15 protein-coding genes are annotated in these 15453 nt (G+C 67.1%); 3 read left to right on the top strand and 12 right to left on the bottom strand.

Annotated features, from left to right (window positions below):
• Positions 1-217: 217 nt before the first annotated feature.
• The 3 genes from RM543_RS12530 to ilvN all read left to right on the top strand — a co-directional run bounded on the left by RM543_RS12530 (position 218) and on the right by ilvN (position 4746).
• Entirely contained in the window at positions 218-1972 is a 1755-nt protein-coding gene (locus RM543_RS12530) for an acetolactate synthase 3 large subunit (protein ID WP_311692143.1), read from the top strand.
• Positions 1973-2242: 270 nt separating this feature from the next.
• Complete coding sequence (locus RM543_RS12525) at positions 2243-4045, top strand: BCCT family transporter (protein WP_311692141.1); 1803 nt, start codon at positions 2243-2245, stop codon at positions 4043-4045.
• 125 nt (positions 4046-4170) lie between these two features.
• Positions 4171-4746 (top strand): acetolactate synthase small subunit, encoded by a 576-nt coding sequence (gene ilvN, locus RM543_RS12520; RefSeq protein ID WP_116084215.1) that lies wholly within the window; start codon positions 4171-4173, stop codon positions 4744-4746.
• 141 nt (positions 4747-4887) lie between these two features.
• Here the strand turns inward: ilvN and RM543_RS12515 are convergent, their stop codons facing one another.
• The 12 genes from RM543_RS12515 to rplM all read right to left on the bottom strand — a co-directional run bounded on the left by RM543_RS12515 (position 4888) and on the right by rplM (position 15387).
• Complete coding sequence (locus RM543_RS12515) at positions 4888-5421, bottom strand: DsbE family thiol:disulfide interchange protein (RefSeq protein WP_311692138.1); 534 nt, start codon at positions 5419-5421, stop codon at positions 4888-4890.
• Positions 5418-5582 carry a heme exporter protein CcmD gene (ccmD, locus tag RM543_RS12510; protein ID WP_311692136.1) on the bottom strand — a complete coding sequence of 55 codons (165 nt, stop codon included), beginning with the start codon at positions 5580-5582 and terminating at the stop codon, positions 5418-5420. Before ccmD ends, RM543_RS12515 begins: the two co-directional genes overlap by 4 nt.
• Positions 5582-6310, bottom strand: coding sequence for a heme ABC transporter permease CcmC (ccmC, locus tag RM543_RS12505; RefSeq protein WP_311692134.1), 729 nt, complete (start codon positions 6308-6310; stop codon positions 5582-5584). Before ccmC ends, ccmD begins: the two co-directional genes overlap by 1 nt.
• A gap of 57 nt (positions 6311-6367) precedes the next feature.
• Entirely contained in the window at positions 6368-7024 is a 657-nt protein-coding gene (ccmB, locus tag RM543_RS12500) for a heme exporter protein CcmB (protein WP_311692132.1), read from the bottom strand.
• On the bottom strand, positions 7021-7638 hold the full coding sequence (gene ccmA / locus RM543_RS12495) for a heme ABC exporter ATP-binding protein CcmA (protein WP_311692130.1): 618 nt from the start codon (positions 7636-7638) through the stop codon (positions 7021-7023). Before ccmA ends, ccmB begins: the two co-directional genes overlap by 4 nt.
• Positions 7639-7792: 154 nt before the next feature.
• On the bottom strand, positions 7793-8488 hold the full coding sequence (gene urtE, locus RM543_RS12490; RefSeq protein WP_311692128.1) for an urea ABC transporter ATP-binding subunit UrtE: 696 nt from the start codon (positions 8486-8488) through the stop codon (positions 7793-7795).
• A gap of 3 nt (positions 8489-8491) precedes the next feature.
• Complete coding sequence (gene urtD / locus RM543_RS12485; protein ID WP_311692126.1) at positions 8492-9232, bottom strand: urea ABC transporter ATP-binding protein UrtD; 741 nt, start codon at positions 9230-9232, stop codon at positions 8492-8494.
• Positions 9229-10461, bottom strand: a complete 1233-nt coding sequence (urtC, locus tag RM543_RS12480; protein ID WP_311692124.1) for an urea ABC transporter permease subunit UrtC — start codon at positions 10459-10461, stop codon at positions 9229-9231. Before urtC ends, urtD begins: the two co-directional genes overlap by 4 nt.
• Positions 10462-10464: 3 nt before the next feature.
• Positions 10465-12471 (bottom strand): urea ABC transporter permease subunit UrtB, encoded by a 2007-nt coding sequence (urtB, locus tag RM543_RS12475; protein WP_311692121.1) that lies wholly within the window; start codon positions 12469-12471, stop codon positions 10465-10467.
• An 89-nt stretch (positions 12472-12560) separates the two neighbouring features.
• The gene (gene urtA, locus RM543_RS12470; RefSeq protein ID WP_311693350.1) at positions 12561-13841 is read right to left on the bottom strand and encodes an urea ABC transporter substrate-binding protein; all 1281 of its coding nucleotides are present in this window, start codon (positions 13839-13841) and stop codon (positions 12561-12563) included.
• 572 nt (positions 13842-14413) lie between these two features.
• The gene (gene rpsI, locus RM543_RS12465) at positions 14414-14917 is read right to left on the bottom strand and encodes a 30S ribosomal protein S9 (protein WP_116084233.1); all 504 of its coding nucleotides are present in this window, start codon (positions 14915-14917) and stop codon (positions 14414-14416) included.
• Positions 14918-14922: 5 nt separating this feature from the next.
• Positions 14923-15387, bottom strand: coding sequence for a 50S ribosomal protein L13 (gene rplM / locus RM543_RS12460; RefSeq protein WP_311692115.1), 465 nt, complete (start codon positions 15385-15387; stop codon positions 14923-14925).
• Between the last annotated feature and the right edge of the window lie 66 nt (positions 15388-15453).

Raw genomic sequence — 15453 nt, 5'->3', positions numbered from 1 at the left:
GCATAATATCGCCGGACCGCAGCAAAGGATCGGTAGATGACCGCTCTTCTCGTAATCGTAGGATTTGGGTGCATGGGCCGCTAGCGGCAGACCATAGGTCCGAACCATGCGCCCCCGTTCGAAAGATCGGGGGCTTTTTGTTGCGCGAATGACTGAGGATGGGGCGCTGTCACACGGGCCCCGAAACACTGGAGACGGCCCCATGGCGGAGGCGAAGATGACACGGAAGATGACCGGCGCGAAGATGGTTGTTCAGGCCCTTCTCGATCAGGGCGTCGATACCGTATTCGGATATCCCGGCGGCGCCGTGCTTCCGATCTACGACGAGATCTTCCAGCAGGAAGGCATCCGTCATATCCTCGTCCGGCACGAGCAGGGGGCGACCCATGCCGCCGAGGGGTATGCCCGATCCACCGGCAAGCCCGGCGTCGTTCTGGTGACGTCCGGCCCCGGCGCGACGAACGCCGTCACCGGCATCACCGACGCGCTGATGGATTCGATCCCGATGGTCGTCCTGACCGGACAGGTTCCGACCTTCGCCATCGGCTCCGATGCCTTCCAGGAGGCCGATACCGTCGGCATCACGCGCCCCTGCACGAAGCACAACTGGCTGGTGAAGGACACCGAGTCGCTGTCCCAGACGATCCACGAGGCCTTCCACGTCGCGACCTCGGGCCGCCCCGGGCCGGTCGTCGTCGATCTGCCGAAGGACGTGCAGTTCGCCACCGGCACCTATCACGGCCCCCGCGAGGCGCGGCGCAGCCACTACGCTCCGCAGGTCAAGGGCGACATGGAGGCGATCACCGCCCTCGTCGAGGCCATCGAGACGGCGGAGAAACCGGTCTTCTACACCGGCGGCGGCGTCATCAATTCCGGCCCGGCGGCCAGCCAGCTTCTGCGCGAGCTCGTCGAGGCGACGGGCTTTCCGATCACGTCCACGCTGATGGGCCTCGGCGCCTATCCCGCCTCCGGCGACAAGTGGCTGGGCATGCTGGGGATGCATGGTCTCTACGAGGCCAACCTCGCGATGCATGGCTGCGATCTGATGATCAATGTCGGCGCCCGGTTCGACGACCGGATCACCGGCCGCGTCTCCGACTTCAGCCCCAAGAGCAAGCGGGTCCATATCGATATCGATCCGTCCTCGATCAACAAGGTCATCCGGACGGACATTCCGATCATCGGCGATGTCGGCCACGTGCTCGAGGACGTCCTGCGCGTCTGGAAGAGCCGCGGGCGGCGGGTGAACGGCGAGGCCCTGGCCAAATGGTGGAACCGGATCGAGGCATGGCGCGAGGTCGACTGCCTGGCGTTCAAGCCGTCGGAAAAGACCATCAAGCCGCAGCACGCCCTCGCCCGTCTCGAGGCGCTGACCAAGGACCATGACCGGTACATCTGCACCGAGGTCGGCCAGCATCAGATGTGGGCAGCGCAGTATCTCGGTTTCGAGGCGCCGAACCGCTGGATGACCTCGGGCGGGCTCGGGACCATGGGCTACGGCTTCCCGGCCTCCATCGGCGTTCAGGTCGCGCATCCCGATGCGCTGGTCATCAACGTCGCCGGCGAGGCGTCCTGGCTGATGAACATGCAGGAAATGGGCACCGCGGCGCAGTATCGCCTGCCCGTGAAGCAGTTCATCCTCAACAACGAGCGCCTCGGCATGGTCCGCCAATGGCAGCAGCTGCTGCACGGCGAGCGGTACTCGCACTCCTGGTCCGAGGCTCTGCCCGATTTCGTCAAGCTGGCGGAAGCGTTCGGCTTCAAGGGGATCCAGGTGCAGGATCCGGACGATCTCGATGACGCGATCCGCGAGATGATCGAGCATGACGGCCCGGTGCTGATGGACTGCCTCGTCGAGAAGCACGAGAATTGCCTGCCGATGATCCCGTCCGGCGAGCCGCACAACAAGATGCTGCTCGGCGAGATGACGGCCAAGGACGCCATCGGCTCCAAGGGCGCCGTTCTCGTCTGATACGCCCTCGCAAGCCGTCCGGGCGGGCCACAATGTCCGCCCGGACGATGCCTACCGCTTTGCAACACTTCGTCGGTTGCGGCATGGAGCGCCTGTCGCCCGCACCCATCTTTGTCGCATTATGAGCGCCGGGTGCCGCATTTGAGGACAGGTCTGCCCCCTGTCCGCCCAAGATGGGCGCACGAACGCTAAATCCGAAGATCCTGCGGGGCCTGCGCGGCTCGGCCCATACCGCAAGGATCCAATCCCACGACGAAGGAGGGTCAGTACGTGACAGACGACGAGACACAACCGGGTATCCCGGCCCCTGATGGGCCCGTGAACCCGATCGAGACCGATTACGAGATCGGCGAGCAGAACGTGGAAGGCTCCGTCGGACCGTTCGGCTTCGACGTCCACAACCCCGTTTTCGTGATTTCCGGCGCGGCGGTGGTCCTGTTCACGCTGCTGACGCTGCTTCTGCCGGATCAGTCCGGCCAGGCCTTCTCGTGGCTTTTCGCAAGCGTCACGCAAGGCTTCGACTGGTTCTTCATCGGCGCCGCCAACGTCTTCGTCGTGTTCTGCATCGCGCTGATCATCCTGCCGGTCGGCAAGGTGCGTCTCGGCGGCAAGGATGCCACGCCCGACTTCAGCTATCCCGGCTGGTTCGCGATGCTCTTCGCCGCCGGCATGGGCATCGGCCTCATGTTCTACGGCGTTTCGGAGCCCCTCACCCATTTCGGCACCGCCTCCGGCGGCACGAGCTATGGCGTGACCTATTCGGGCGACGATCCGGGCGACGGTGCGGTTCCTCCGGGCTTCGCCGATCGCGAGAGTTTCGAGCTGGCCACCGGGGTCACCGCTCCTTCGTCCGACGCGGTCCTGCAACTCCTCGACGAGCAGATCCCGGCCGATGCGCGCGGCGACTTCGACGTCACCCCCGGCCGGACCGACTGGTCCCCCCTCGGCGCCTCCGCCGGAGACGAGCGCGAAGCGGTCCGCATCGGCATGGCCGCCACGATCTTTCACTGGGGCCTCCACCCCTGGGCGATCTACGCGGTCGTGGCTTTGGCCCTGGCGCTCTTCTCCTACAACAAGGGTCTGCCGCTCTCCGTCCGGTCCGCGTTCTATCCGATCCTCGGCGAACGCGTCTGGGGCTGGTGGGGCCACCTGATCGACATCCTCGCGGTCTTCGCGACGCTGTTCGGCCTTGCGACGTCGCTCGGTCTCGGCGCGGCACAGGCGAATGCCGGCCTCAGCGATCTCTTCGGAGTCCCGATGGGCGCGACGACACAGGTGATCCTCATCTGCGTCATCACATCCATCGCGCTGATCTCGGTTCTGCGCGGCCTCGAAGGAGGCGTTCAGATCCTGTCCGAGATCAACATGGGGCTCGCGATCCTTCTGCTGCTCTTCGTGCTGATCGCGGGGCCGACGCTGGCGATCCTGACCGGTTTCGTGGACAGCCTCGTGGCCTATGGCCGCTACCTGCCCGAACTGTCGAACCCGGTCGGCCGTGAAGACGTCAACTTCACCCAAGGCTGGACGTCCTTCTACTGGGCGTGGTGGATCTCCTGGTCACCCTTCGTCGGCATGTTCATCGCCCGCGTCAGCCGCGGCCGGACCGTGCGCGAGTTCCTGATCTGCGTCCTCTTGATCCCGAGCCTCGTCTGCGTGTTCTGGATGGCGGTGTTCGGCGGAACGGCGATCAACCAGGTGATCCAGGACGGCTACACGTCCGTTCAGGAGGCCGATCTGCCGCTGCAGCTCTTCCGCATGCTGGACGCCCTGCCGCTGACGTCGATCACGTCCTTCATCGGGATCGTGCTCGTGATCGTCTTCTTCGTCACCTCGTCCGACTCCGGCTCGCTGGTGATCGACACGATCACGGCGGGCGGCAAGGTCGACGCGCCGGTGCCGCAGCGGGTCTTCTGGTGCATCTTCGAGGGGGTGGTGGCCATCGTGCTCCTGCTCTCCGCAGGGGGCCTCGCCTCGCTGCAGTCGATGGTGATCTCCACCGGCCTGCCCTTCACCGTGGTGCTTCTGCTGATGTGCTACGCGATCTACCGCGGCCTCGCGTCCGAGCCGCGCTGACAAGAACGGGCCGCCGCGCATCCCAGGGTGCGCGGCGGCCCCCTCCTGCCCTTCGGCCTTGCCGAACGGCGAAGACCGGGCTACCGCCCGGGTCCAGTTGAAATTCCTGCCAAAGGCCCGATGCCATGCCGCCGCTGAAGATCAAGAAGGGTTCCTCCAAGCATTCCGCCTACGATCTGCGCGATCCCAACGCGGAGGTCCTGGAGGCGCATACCCTCGCGGTGGTGGTGGACAACGAGGCCGGTGTGCTCGCCCGCGTCATCGGGCTCTTCTCGGGCCGCGGCTACAATATCGAGAGTCTGACGGTCGCCGAGATCGACCATGAAGGTCGCCGCAGCCGGATCACCATCGTCACCACCGGAACGCCGCAGGTGATCGAGCAGATCAAGGCGCAGCTCGGCCGCCTCGTCCCGGTCTATTCCGTTGCCGACCTCACCGTCGAAGGGCCCTCCGTCCAGCGCGAACTGGCGCTGTTCAAGGTGGCGGGCCAGGGCGACAAGCGCGTCGAGGCTCTGCGCCTTGCGGACATCTTCCGCGCCTCGGTGGTGGATTCGACGCTGGAGAGCTTCGTGTTCGAACTGACCGGAACGCCCGAGAAAATCGGCGCCTTCGCGGACCTGATGCGTCCCCTCGGCCTCATCGAAGTCGCCCGGACCGGCATCGCCGCGCTCGCCCGCGGCGCGCAATCCGAGACCGCGTAAGCTTCGAGCCGCTCCCTCGACAAAAGGGACGCGCCCGCCCATGTGGCGAGTGCTCCCGCGCCGCTTGCGTGAACATCATCGCAGGCCGAACCGCGTGCGCGTGATCCGGCCCCGCCATGCCCCCCGAACCGGCGCTCGCGCCTAGCCCCCCGCCGCTTCCAGCGCCGGCAGGATGTCCCGCTCGACGATCTCTGGCGTGAGCGGGCCGGCATGGCGCAGGACGATGGTGCCGTCCCCGTCCAGAACGAAGGTCTCGGGCACGCCGTAGAGGCCCCATTCGATGCCGGTGCGCCCGGTGTCGTCCGTGGAGGCCGCGTCGAACGGATTACCGAGTTCCGCGAGGAATGCGAGGCTGTCCGCCTGCTTGTCCTTGTAGGCGATGCCGTAGAGCGGTGCCTCCTCGGAGAGACCTTCGAGAAGCGGATGCTCGGCCCGGCACGGCACGCACCAGCTCGCCCAGAAGTTCACGAGCTTGGGCCCCGGCCCTTCGAGCGCGGCGCGGTCCAGCGCTGGCAGATCGCCGAGCGGCGTCAGGTTCATCTCGGGCGCGTCCTGCCCGACGAGGGCGGAGGGCAGCGCATCGCCGCTCTCCTCCCGCTCGGCGAGGCCCGCCAGAAGAAGGCCTGCGAAGGCGGCGAAGACCAGCGGCACGCCGAAAAGAAGCACGGTCTTCATGAGGCCTCCCGCCCCTTCGCCAGCTCGTCCTCGGCCTTCGCGAGCCGGGCGCGCATACGCCGCCCCGCTATCACCGACCACAGGACCAGCCCCGACAGGAGGGTCAGCGAGATGCCGTAGGCCGACAGGACTTCGGCCGCGTATTTACCGAGCTCCGGCATCACGACATCCTCGCCCGGGCCACCACCGCCTTCAGCCGCCGCGCACGGATCTCGGTTCGCGTTCTGAGAAGCACCAGCGCAACGAAGAGGCAGACGAATCCCGCGAGCGTGACCATGGCCGGCCACCAGAAGACGTCCGCCACGTTCTGCTCCTTGTCGAGCGACAGCGACGCGCCCTGATGCAGCCCCTGGTTCCAGAAGACGAGCGCATAGCGCGACAGGATCGCGAACACCGACCCCACGAGGCAGAGGACGGAGGTGAGGTCCGCCGCGGCGTCGGGATCGTCGATGGCTTCCCAGAGGGCGAGGTAACCGAGGTAGAACAGACCCAGGATCAGGAACGAGGTCAGCCGCGGATCCCATTCCCACCAGGTGCCCCACATCGGCTGGCCCCAGATCGCACCGGTGACGAGCGTCACGACGGTCATCGTCAGTCCCACCGGCGCTGCCGCCTTCGCCGCGAGGGCAGAGACGTGATGCCGCCGGATGAGCCAGATCAGCGAGGCGACGAGCATCATCAGCCACGCATTGATGGCGATCATCGCCGCGGGCACGTGGAGGTAGAAGATCTTGACGGTGGAGCCCTGCCGGTAATCGTCCGGCGTGCCGAAGAAGCCCCAGGCGAGGCCAAGGGCGACCAGCACCGCCGCCAACCCCGAGATCCAGGGCAGGACGGCGCCGGAGGCGGCCATGAAGCGGCGCGGATTTGCGTATTCCCAGAGCGACATCGGAGGCGACCCTATCCCTGCCCGCGGGCGGCTTCCAGTGACATCGAGGCGAGGTGCTCAGCGCAGGTTGATACGGATTGCCGCAGCCGCCGCGAAGGGCATAGCGGCGAGCGATCCCAGCGTCAGCGCGCCGAGAAGGGCGAGCGCCGTCCCCGTCTCCATCCCGGCGGCGCCCCGCCGCGCGACCTCGGATCCCAGGATCAGAACCGGCACGTAGAGCGGCAGGACGATGAGGGACAGAAGCAGCCCGCCCCGGCGCACGCCGACCGTCAGCGCCGCCCCGAACGTGCCGATGGCCGAGAGCGCCGGCGTGCCGACGGCGAGCGACAGCGTGAGCCAGAGGAAGCCCTCCGGCGCGAGGTTGAGAAGGACGCCGAGTGCGGGCGCCGCGAGCGTCAGCGGAAGGCCCGTGGTCACCCAGTGCGCCAGCGCCTTGACGGCGGCCACGCCCTCCATCGGGATAGGCGCCGTGGCGAGAAGGTCGAGGGAGCCGTCTTCCCAGTCGAGCGCGAGGATCCTGTCGAGCGAGAGCAGGCAGGCCAGAAGCGCCCCGAGCCAGAGGATGCCCGGCGCGATGAGCGAGAGCGTGGAGGTCGCCGGTCCGACGGCGAAAGGAACCAGTGCGACGACGATGAGAAAGAAGGCCAGCGCAAGACCGAACCCGCCCCCGGCCCGCACCGAGAGGGACAGATCACGGAGGAGGAGCGCCCTCACAGGAAGGCCTCGTCGAACTCGCTGGTGCCGGCCGAGGGCCTTGCCCGGAAGGGCGCGAGGTCGAGCATTGCGGCGTCCAGGCCGAGATCCACATGGGTGGCGATAATGGCCGTGCCGCCTTCGCTCAGGTGATGCTGCACGGCGCCGGCAAAGAGCGCGACCGATGCCGCGTCGAGGGAGACGGTCGGCTCGTCCAGGAGCCAGATCTCCCGGCCGGTCAGCATGAGCCGCGCGAGGCCGAGACGGCGGCGCTGCCCGGCGGACAGCGTTCCCGCCCGCCGTTCGGCCAACCGCTCCAGATCGAAGGCCGCAAGCGCCGGCGCGATGTCCGTACTGCCGTGGATCCGGGCCCAGAATTCGAGGGTTTCGGTGACCGAAAGCGCCGCCTTCACCCCGTCGGCATGGGAGGCATAGGCCATGTCGCGCGGGCTGGGCGTCACCTCTCCGGAGGCGGCGGGCTGAAGCCCGGCGAGCGTGCGCAGAAGCGTCGTCTTGCCGATCCCGTTCGGACCGCGCAGGGCCAGGACGCCGCCCGCGGGCACGCGGAAGCTCACACCGTCCAGAACGGTGATCCCGCCCCGCTGGCAGGAAAGGTTGGTGCAGCCCACATCCATCGCCCCCGCCTACCCCGCCGCGCCCGAACTGCCCAGCCCCCGGCCGGGGTTCAGGATGTCGCGGGGCGGACGGCCGGTGACCTGCCGGAGGACGCGAATGGGAGCCCCGAGCGAGAAATTCGGGCCTGCCGGACCCTTCCCGACCCGATGCGCCCTAGACCGAGACGTGTCGGAGGAGCTCGGCGCGGTCCACCTCACCCTGGCGGCCGGAGAGGGAGACCGCCCCGCGTTCGAGGGCGTAGATGCGGTCCGCGAGATCCCAGGCAAAGTCGAAGAACTGCTCCACCAGCACGATGGCCATGGTGCCCCGCTCGCGCAGGATGCCGATGACGCGGCCGATCTCCTGTATGATGTTCGGCTGGATGCCCTCCGTCGGCTCGTCGAGGAGCAGCACCTTCGGCCGTGTCACCAGCGCGCGCGCGATGGCGAGCTGTTGTTGCTGGCCGCCGGAGAGATCCCCGCCGCGGCGTCCCTCCATCTTCCGCAGGACCGGGAACAACTCGAAGATCTCCTCGGGCACCGCCCTCTCGGCTCTGGGCAGGCAGGCGAACCCGGTTTCGAGGTTTTGCCGCACGGTCAGCAGCGGGAATATCTCCCGTCCCTGCGGGACATAACCGAGCCCGGCCTTGGCGCGAGCGTGCGAGGGCATCCGGGAGATGTCCGCGCCGCCCAGCTCGATGGAGCCGCCGGACGCGAGATGCGCGCCCGAGATGGCCTTCAGAAGACTGGTCTTGCCGACGCCGTTGCAGCCCATGAGGCAGGTGACCTGCCCGGCCTCGGCGATCAGGTCGATGCCGTGGAGGATCTGCGAGGAGCCGTAGTGAAGCGTGACATTTCGGCAGTCCAGCATGGTTCAGCGCCCCAAATAGACGTCGATCACCTGCGGATCGGACGTGACGTGGTCGATGGAGCCCTCGGCGAGGACGGAGCCCTCGTGGAGAACGGTGACGCGGCAGCCCAGACGGCGCACGAAGTCCATGTCATGCTCGACGACGACCACGGCGCAGGAGGCGGCGGCCCGCTTCAGAAGGTCCGTCGTGTGCTCCCGCTCGGCGGGGGTCATGCCGGCGGCAGGTTCGTCCACCAGCATCAGGCGCGGCTCCTGCGCGAGCAGCATTCCGATTTCCAGCCACTGCTTCTGGCCGTGGGAGAGCTCGCCCGAAAGCCTGTCGATCTGCCCCGCGAGGCCGATCTGGCCGGCGAGCTCGCGAACCTTGCCCGCATCCTCGGAGGACGGGCGGTAGAACAGCACGCCGAGCGGCCCGCGGGTCTTCTTGAGCGCCATCAGGAGATTGTCGAAGACGCTCTGGTCCTCGAACACGGTCGGACGCTGGAACTTCCGCCCGACACCCGCCCGCGCGATCTGCGATTCGCTCATCTTCAGGAGGGAGCGGTTGCGCGCGCCCCAGAGGACGGATCCCGAATCGGGCTTCGTCTTGCCGGTCACGATGTCCATGAAGGTGGTCTTGCCGGCACCGTTCGGCCCGATGACCGCCCGCAGCTCCGCCGGTCCGATGGAGAAGGACAGGTTGTTGATCGCCTTGAACCCGTCGAACGAGACGGAGACGCCGTCGACCTCGAGAAGCTGTGTCATTCGGCCGCCTCCGGCGCGCGCAGCGATCCGCCGTCCGGCCCGGTACTCGTCTTGCCGTGATTTTTGCCGCGAGGGCGCGCCCGGAGATCGAAGAGCCCGCCGATGCCCTGCGGTGCGAGGATGGTGACGAGGACGAAGGAGACACCGAGGAGGATCAGCCACCAGTCGACCCATTGGACCCTGTAGACGCCGAGGTCGATATCGGGGGCCTGTCCGCCGGTGAACCATGTCGAGACGAGGGAGACGAACGCCGCCCCGATCACCGCTCCGTAGAGCCTCCCCCGTCCCCCGATGGCGACCCATACGGCAAGGTAGATGGAGGCGATTGGCGCCAGCTCCGCGGGATTGATGATGCCGGCCTGCGGATAGTAGAGGGCGCCCGCGATGCCGGCGATGATGCCGGTCACGGTGAAGACGAAGAGCTTGAAGCCCTCCACCGGGTAGCCGAGGAACCGCACGCGCGCCTCGTCGTCCCGGATCCCGCGGATCACCGAGCCGAACTTGCCCGAGACGATCCACGCCGCGAAGATGTAGCCCAAAGCCAGCGCCAGCGCGGAGCCCCAGAAGAACCACAGCGAGATCACCGATTGCGGCAGGCCGGAGAGGCCGGGGATGTTCTGCAGGCCCGACAGGCCGTTATTGCCGCGCAGGCCGCTGTCGTTCTGAAAGAGGTAGAGCGAGAGGGCCAGCGTCATCGCCTGCGTCAGGATCGAGAGGTACACCCCCGTCACCCGGCTGCGGAAGGCGAGCCAGCCGAAGACGAGCGCAAGAAGGCCCGGCACCGCAACCACCAGCGCAAGCTGCAGCGGCAGGCTGTGCGCGAACATCCAGACGAGAGGGAAGTCCGACGATCCGACCACGCCGAAGATCTGGCTGGCGATCGCGGAGACGACTTCCCCGTCGGTGGGCGGGATCGGCGCGCCGGCGAGGCTCTCGGCCACGATCAGCCGCGTGCGCTCGTACATGAGCCACATCCCGATCATGTAGCCGCCGAGCCCGAAGAACGCCATGTGCCCGAGGGAGAGGATGCCCGTGTAGCCCCAGGCGAGATCCATCGCCACGGCCACGAGGCAGAGACAGAGCGTCTTGCCCAACGTCTTGAGAAACGAGGTAGAGATCGCGCCGGTGCCCGCAGGTTCGCTCATCAGCGTGACGATGAGAACGAGAGCGGCGAGACAGATCAGGAAGACCGGCGTCGAGCGGCGGCGGGTGAGGAAGGTATCGCCCATGTCTCAGGCCTCCGCCGCCCGGCCCTTGAGGGCGACGATGCCCCTCGGCCGGACCTGGATGAACAGGATGATGAAGAGGATCATGTAGGTCTGGGCCGCGAGGGTGTTCGACGGGTTCAGCCACTCGATTCCCTTCTGGAAGAAGCCGATCAGTACAGCCCCGGCGAGCGTCCCCCAGATGTTGCCGACGCCGCCGACGACGACCGTCATGAAGCTCTGGACGATGTAGCCCTGCCCCAGCTCGCTCGTGACCTGCGCGAAGAGCCCGATGGCGACGCCTGCGATACCGGCGATCCCGGAGCCGAGGCCGAAGGTCAGCATGTTGATGCGGGACGTGTTGATCCCCATCGCCGCCGCCATGCGCGGGTTCTGCGTCACCGCCCGCACCTCGAGGCCAAGGCGGGTCCGGTTCAGCACGAGGAGGATGAAGGCCAGGAACACCAGCGCGAGCACGAAGATCGCCACCCGGATGTAGCTGATCGAGATGATGTCGTTGAACGACAGCGCACCATCCAGCCATGACGGCGCGGTGAGCGGCCGGGCCTGTGTGCCGAAGATGTTCTTTGCCAGTTGTTGAAGGGCGATCGAGATGCCGAACGTCGCCAGCAGCGTCTCGAGGGGGCGATGGTAGAGCCACCGGATCACGAGCCGCTCGAGCGCGACGCCGGCGGCGAAGGTCACGGCGAAGGCAAGCGGCAGCGCGACGACGAGGGAGATCGTGTAGTTCGGCACGAATTGCTGCACGACATACCCTGTATAGGCGCCCATCATGATGAACTCGCCATGCGCCATGTTGATGACCCCCATGACGCCGAAGGTGATGGCAAGACCGATGGCGGCGAGGAAGTAGATCGACGCGAGCGAGAGCGCGTCGAGCAGCAGGTCCGCACCCTGGCTGGCGGCGAGCGCAAGCTCGATGGACCCGAGCGTGGTTTCGGCCGCCCGGGTGATGTCGGCGGACGGGGCCCGGTACCATTCGAGGAAGGAATGGCTGTCGAGCGCGGCGTCGATCTCGGCCTCGGTCGCCGCCGGTGCCACCGTTCCGGCCGCGGCAAGGGCGATATAGGCCCGCTCCCGCGCCTCCACCGTGTTCAGCTCCGCCACCGGGATGCCGCCGACCCGCCCGTCCACGATATTCGCGGCGAGCGCCGATTTCCGGGCGGATGCGTCCATCGGCGCCGGCGCGAGATCCGCCGAGACGAGCATGGCATAGGCGTCCATCCGCGACAGCGCCTCCGATCCGGGCCGAAGCTCGCGCGCTAGGTTGCCCTCCGGCCGCTCGGCCACTTCGCCCGCGATCACCTCCCGGCGCGTTGCGAGGAGCGGGTTGAGGACCGCGCGCACATCCACCCCCGTATCGCCGCGGAAAGACGCGATGGCCTCGATCCGGGCGTCATCGCTCTGTCCGAAGGAGATCGTCAGAAGACGCTCCAGCCGCTCCGCGCGAGCGGCGAGCGTGGCATCGCTCTCCTCCGGGATCATTGTGCGCAGGATCGCCAGATGTCCCTCTTCCGGGCCCCGCTCGATGGCGAGCAGGCCCTCCGCGCGCATGGCCGGATCGTCGTCCCGAAGCTGGAACTGCACCAGGGCGCCGCCGATCAATCCCCGGATGCCGCTGTTCGGCTTGAGCTGGTCGAGGCCGCCATCGTCCACCGTCTCAACGATCTCGCCGGTAGCGATGTCGATCAGGTGCACCATGTCGTCCTCCTCCGCCTCACGGACGAAGAAGAAGAGGCCGTCGCTCTCTCGCTGCCAGAGCTGCTTCTCCTGCCAGTTCCGCAGCACCTCTCGCGCGGCCGGCAACCCGGAGGAGGCGAGCGCGTCGATGGCGGGCGCGATGGTCCGCCGCGAGCTTTCCTCGATCAGCTCGCGATGCTCCTGGAGCAGCGCCTGGATCTCACCGAGATCCGCTGGCGCCTCCGCGGGGGCGAGCGCCCTGCCCTCCTGCGCAGTGAGCGCCGGCGGCGCGAGGGCGACGACAAGGACGGCAAGGATCTGGACCCAACGCATGGAATGGCAGTCTCCGGGGGAAAATTCGCTGAAGGCCGGTCGGGCGAAGCACATCTGCCCCGCCCGGCACGGGATCCTGTCTCGGGCGATCAGTAGTTGGACTTGATCTGCACGCAGGTGTCGGTCTCGGTATTGTACATGCCGCAGCCGAGCTCGGCCCAGTCGGAGGTCAGGACCGCGGATTCGGGCAGGAAGTCCGTCCATGCATCGCCCGGCACCGGGTCCGTCTCGGAGACGATGTCGAACTGGCCGTCATCCTGGATCTCGCCGATCAGCACCGGCTTCGTCAGGTGGTGGTTCGGCAGCATCTCGGCGGTGGAGCCGGTGAGGTTCGGGAAGGTCTGGCCGATCATCGCCTCGGCAACGGCATCCACATCCGTCGTGCCCGCTTCCTCGACGGCCTGCACCCACATGTTGAAGCCGATGTAATGGGCTTCCATCGGATCGTTGGTCACGCGGTCGTCGCCCATGCGCTCCTTCCACGCGGCAACCCATTCCTCGTTCGCATCGGTCTCGGCGGACTGGAAGTAGTTCCACGCCGCGAGGTGACCGACGAGGTTGGAGGTGTCGAGACCCGAGAGCTCCTCCTCGCCCACCGAGAAGGCGACGACGGGGATGTCATCGGCGGAGACGCCGGCCGCCGCCAGTTCCTTGTAGAAGCCCACGTTCGCGTCGCCGTTGATGGTGGAGATCACGCCCACCTTCTTGCCGTCCGCGCCGAGTGCGACGACGTCCGAGACGATCTTGGACCAATCGGAATGGCCGAAGGGCGTGTAGTTGACGAAGATGTCCTCCTCGGCGACGCCCTCGGCGGCAAGATAGGCTTCGAGGATGTTGTTCGTCGTGCGCGGATAGACGTAATCGGTGCCGAGGAGCGCGAATTTCTCGACGCCGAGTTCCTCGAGGAAGTAATCCACCGCCGGAATGGCCTGCTGGTTCGGCGCGGCGCCGGTGTAGAACACGTTCTTGGAACTCTCCTCGCCCTCGTACTGGACGGGATAGAACATCAGGCCGTTCAGCTCTTCGAGCACCGGAAGGACCGACTTGCGGGAGACCGACGTCCAGGAGCCGAAGATCACGTCGACGTCCTGGACCGTCAGAAGCTCCCGCGCCTTCTCGGCGAACAGCGGCCAGTCGGAGGCGGGATCGACCACCACCGCCTCGAGATCGCACCCCAGAAGCCCGCCCGCCTCGTTCTGCTGTTCGACCAGCATCTCCATGGTGTCCTTCAGCGTCGTCTCCGAAATCGCCATGGTCCCCGACAGCGAATGCAGGACGCCGACCTTGATCGGGCAATCGGCGTCCTGCGCGGATGCACCGCCGGCAGCGAGCAGTGAGGCGATCGCGAGTACGGACGCCTTCGAAGTCATACGTGTCATTCCTACCAACCCTGTTCTCCGGGCAGGCCTCGAGACCCCGCCTGGGCGGAAGACGATCGAAGCTTGCCGGTTTCTTGTGATGCGCCGGCCGTCTCCCCCACGGGCCCTGTCCGCCGCGCCCCGACCCGCATCGTTCGAGAGGCGGGGCACGACAACGCTAGAAAGCCATGACCGGATTGGCGCCGCTGATAGCGCGCTCATCTGCCTCGTTCGGCGCCATTGTCCAAAGAGGAGGCAGTTTGCCCGTTTCCTGCCCGACGTTTGCGCAGCCGTGCAACCGGGCCCCTCCGGAGGACGGGGAGCGCACACGTTCCGGGCGTCCTAAACCCGGGCTGCGGCAGAGCCGTGATCGAACAACGGGAGCGTGCAGGGGTCCCGCTCGGGCCAACCCTCCGCCCCCTTCTCAGCGTCCGAAGGCGCGCTCGTTGCGTTCGGGGTGGCGGGGAACAGGAGACGGCGTGGTCCGTACTCCGGGTTCGCAAGGGGAGCGGATCAGCATCTCATACGCAAAAGGCCCGCAGTCTCCTGCGGGCCTTTCGGACATCGTGGTCGTCTCTTCGCGATCAGCGCTTGGAGAACTGGAAGGAGCGGCGGGCCTTGCGGCGGCCGAACTTCTTGCGCTCGACGACGCGGCTGTCGCGGGTGAGGAAGCCCGCGGCCTTCAGCGCGCCGCGCAGCGACGGCTCGTAGGTCTGCAAGGCACGGGAGATGCCGTGCTTGACCGCACCGGCCTGGCCGGAGAGACCGCCACCCGAAACGGTGGCCATCACGTCGAACTGGTCTTCGACGCCGGCGACCGTGAAGGGCTGGCGCAGGATCATCTGCAGCACCGGACGGGCGAAGTACTCGCCAATCGGCTTGCCGTTCACGGTGACCTTGCCGGAGCCCGGCTTGATCCAGACGCGCGCGGTGGCGTCCTTGCGTCGGCCGGTCGCGTAGGAGCGGCCGAGGCTGTCGCGAACGGGCTCGCGCGGGGTCGCCTCTTCGGCGGAAGTGCCCTGAACGCCGCCGATGTCGGAGCCGACAGCGTCCTTCAGGTCTTCGAGAGAATTGATCTGGTCGGCCATCTGGATCAGCTCCGGGTGCGGGTGTTCTTGGAATTCAGTGCCTTCACGTCGAGCACTTCGGGCTGCTGGGCCTCGTGCGGATGCTCGGTGCCGGCATAGACGCGCAGGTTGGTCATCAGCGTGGCCGACAGACGGTTGCCCGGAAGCATCCGCTTGACCGCCTGCATGACGACGCGCTCGGGATGTGCGCCCTCGAGGATCTGGCCGGTGGTGCGGCTCTTGATCCCGCCCGGATAGCCGGTGTGCCAGTAGTTCGGCTTGTCGCGCTTGCGGCCGGTCAGCTGGACCTTGTCGGCATTGATGATGATGACGTTGTCACCCATGTCCATGGACGGGGTGAACGTGGCCTTGTGCTTGCCACGCAGGCGCATGGCGACGATCGAGGCGAGGCGGCCCAGCACGACGCCCTCGGCATCGATGAGGATCCACTTCTTGTCGATCTCCGCCGGGGTGATCGTGAAGGTTTTCATATTCGCTCTTTCCCGAAAGAAATGGACGGGCGGACCCGCCGTCGTGTTTGAGCGTGTCTTCTACCC

Source organism: Tropicimonas omnivorans (assembly GCF_031846565.1).
GTDB classification, from domain to species: Bacteria; Pseudomonadota; Alphaproteobacteria; order Rhodobacterales; family Rhodobacteraceae; genus Tropicimonas_B; species Tropicimonas_B omnivorans.
The sequence above is the reverse complement of the archived record's forward strand: the minus strand, read 5'-3'. Positions and strand labels throughout refer to the sequence as shown.

Bases quoted from the DNA above. Each gene is read 5' to 3' on its own strand.
- RM543_RS12530 (WP_311692143.1), top strand. From the start codon at position 218: ATGACACGGAAGATGACCGGCGCGAAGATGGTTGTTCAGGCCCTTCTC.
- ilvN (WP_116084215.1), top strand. From the start codon at position 4,171: ATGCCGCCGCTGAAGATCAAGAAGGGTTCCTCCAAGCATTCCGCCTAC.
- RM543_RS12515 (WP_311692138.1), bottom strand. From the start codon at position 5,421: ATGAAGACCGTGCTTCTTTTCGGCGTGCCGCTGGTCTTCGCCGCCTTC.
- ccmD (WP_311692136.1), bottom strand. From the start codon at position 5,582: ATGCCGGAGCTCGGTAAATACGCGGCCGAAGTCCTGTCGGCCTACGGC.
- ccmC (WP_311692134.1), bottom strand. From the start codon at position 6,310: ATGTCGCTCTGGGAATACGCAAATCCGCGCCGCTTCATGGCCGCCTCC.
- ccmA (WP_311692130.1), bottom strand. From the start codon at position 7,638: ATGGATGTGGGCTGCACCAACCTTTCCTGCCAGCGGGGCGGGATCACC.
- urtE (WP_311692128.1), bottom strand. From the start codon at position 8,488: ATGCTGGACTGCCGAAATGTCACGCTTCACTACGGCTCCTCGCAGATC.
- urtD (WP_311692126.1), bottom strand. From the start codon at position 9,232: ATGACACAGCTTCTCGAGGTCGACGGCGTCTCCGTCTCGTTCGACGGG.
- urtC (WP_311692124.1), bottom strand. From the start codon at position 10,461: ATGGGCGATACCTTCCTCACCCGCCGCCGCTCGACGCCGGTCTTCCTG.
- urtB (WP_311692121.1), bottom strand. From the start codon at position 12,471: ATGCGTTGGGTCCAGATCCTTGCCGTCCTTGTCGTCGCCCTCGCGCCG.
- urtA (WP_311693350.1), bottom strand. From the start codon at position 13,841: ATGACTTCGAAGGCGTCCGTACTCGCGATCGCCTCACTGCTCGCTGCC.
- rpsI (WP_116084233.1), bottom strand. From the start codon at position 14,917: ATGGCCGACCAGATCAATTCTCTCGAAGACCTGAAGGACGCTGTCGGC.
- rplM (WP_311692115.1), bottom strand. From the start codon at position 15,387: ATGAAAACCTTCACGATCACCCCGGCGGAGATCGACAAGAAGTGGATC.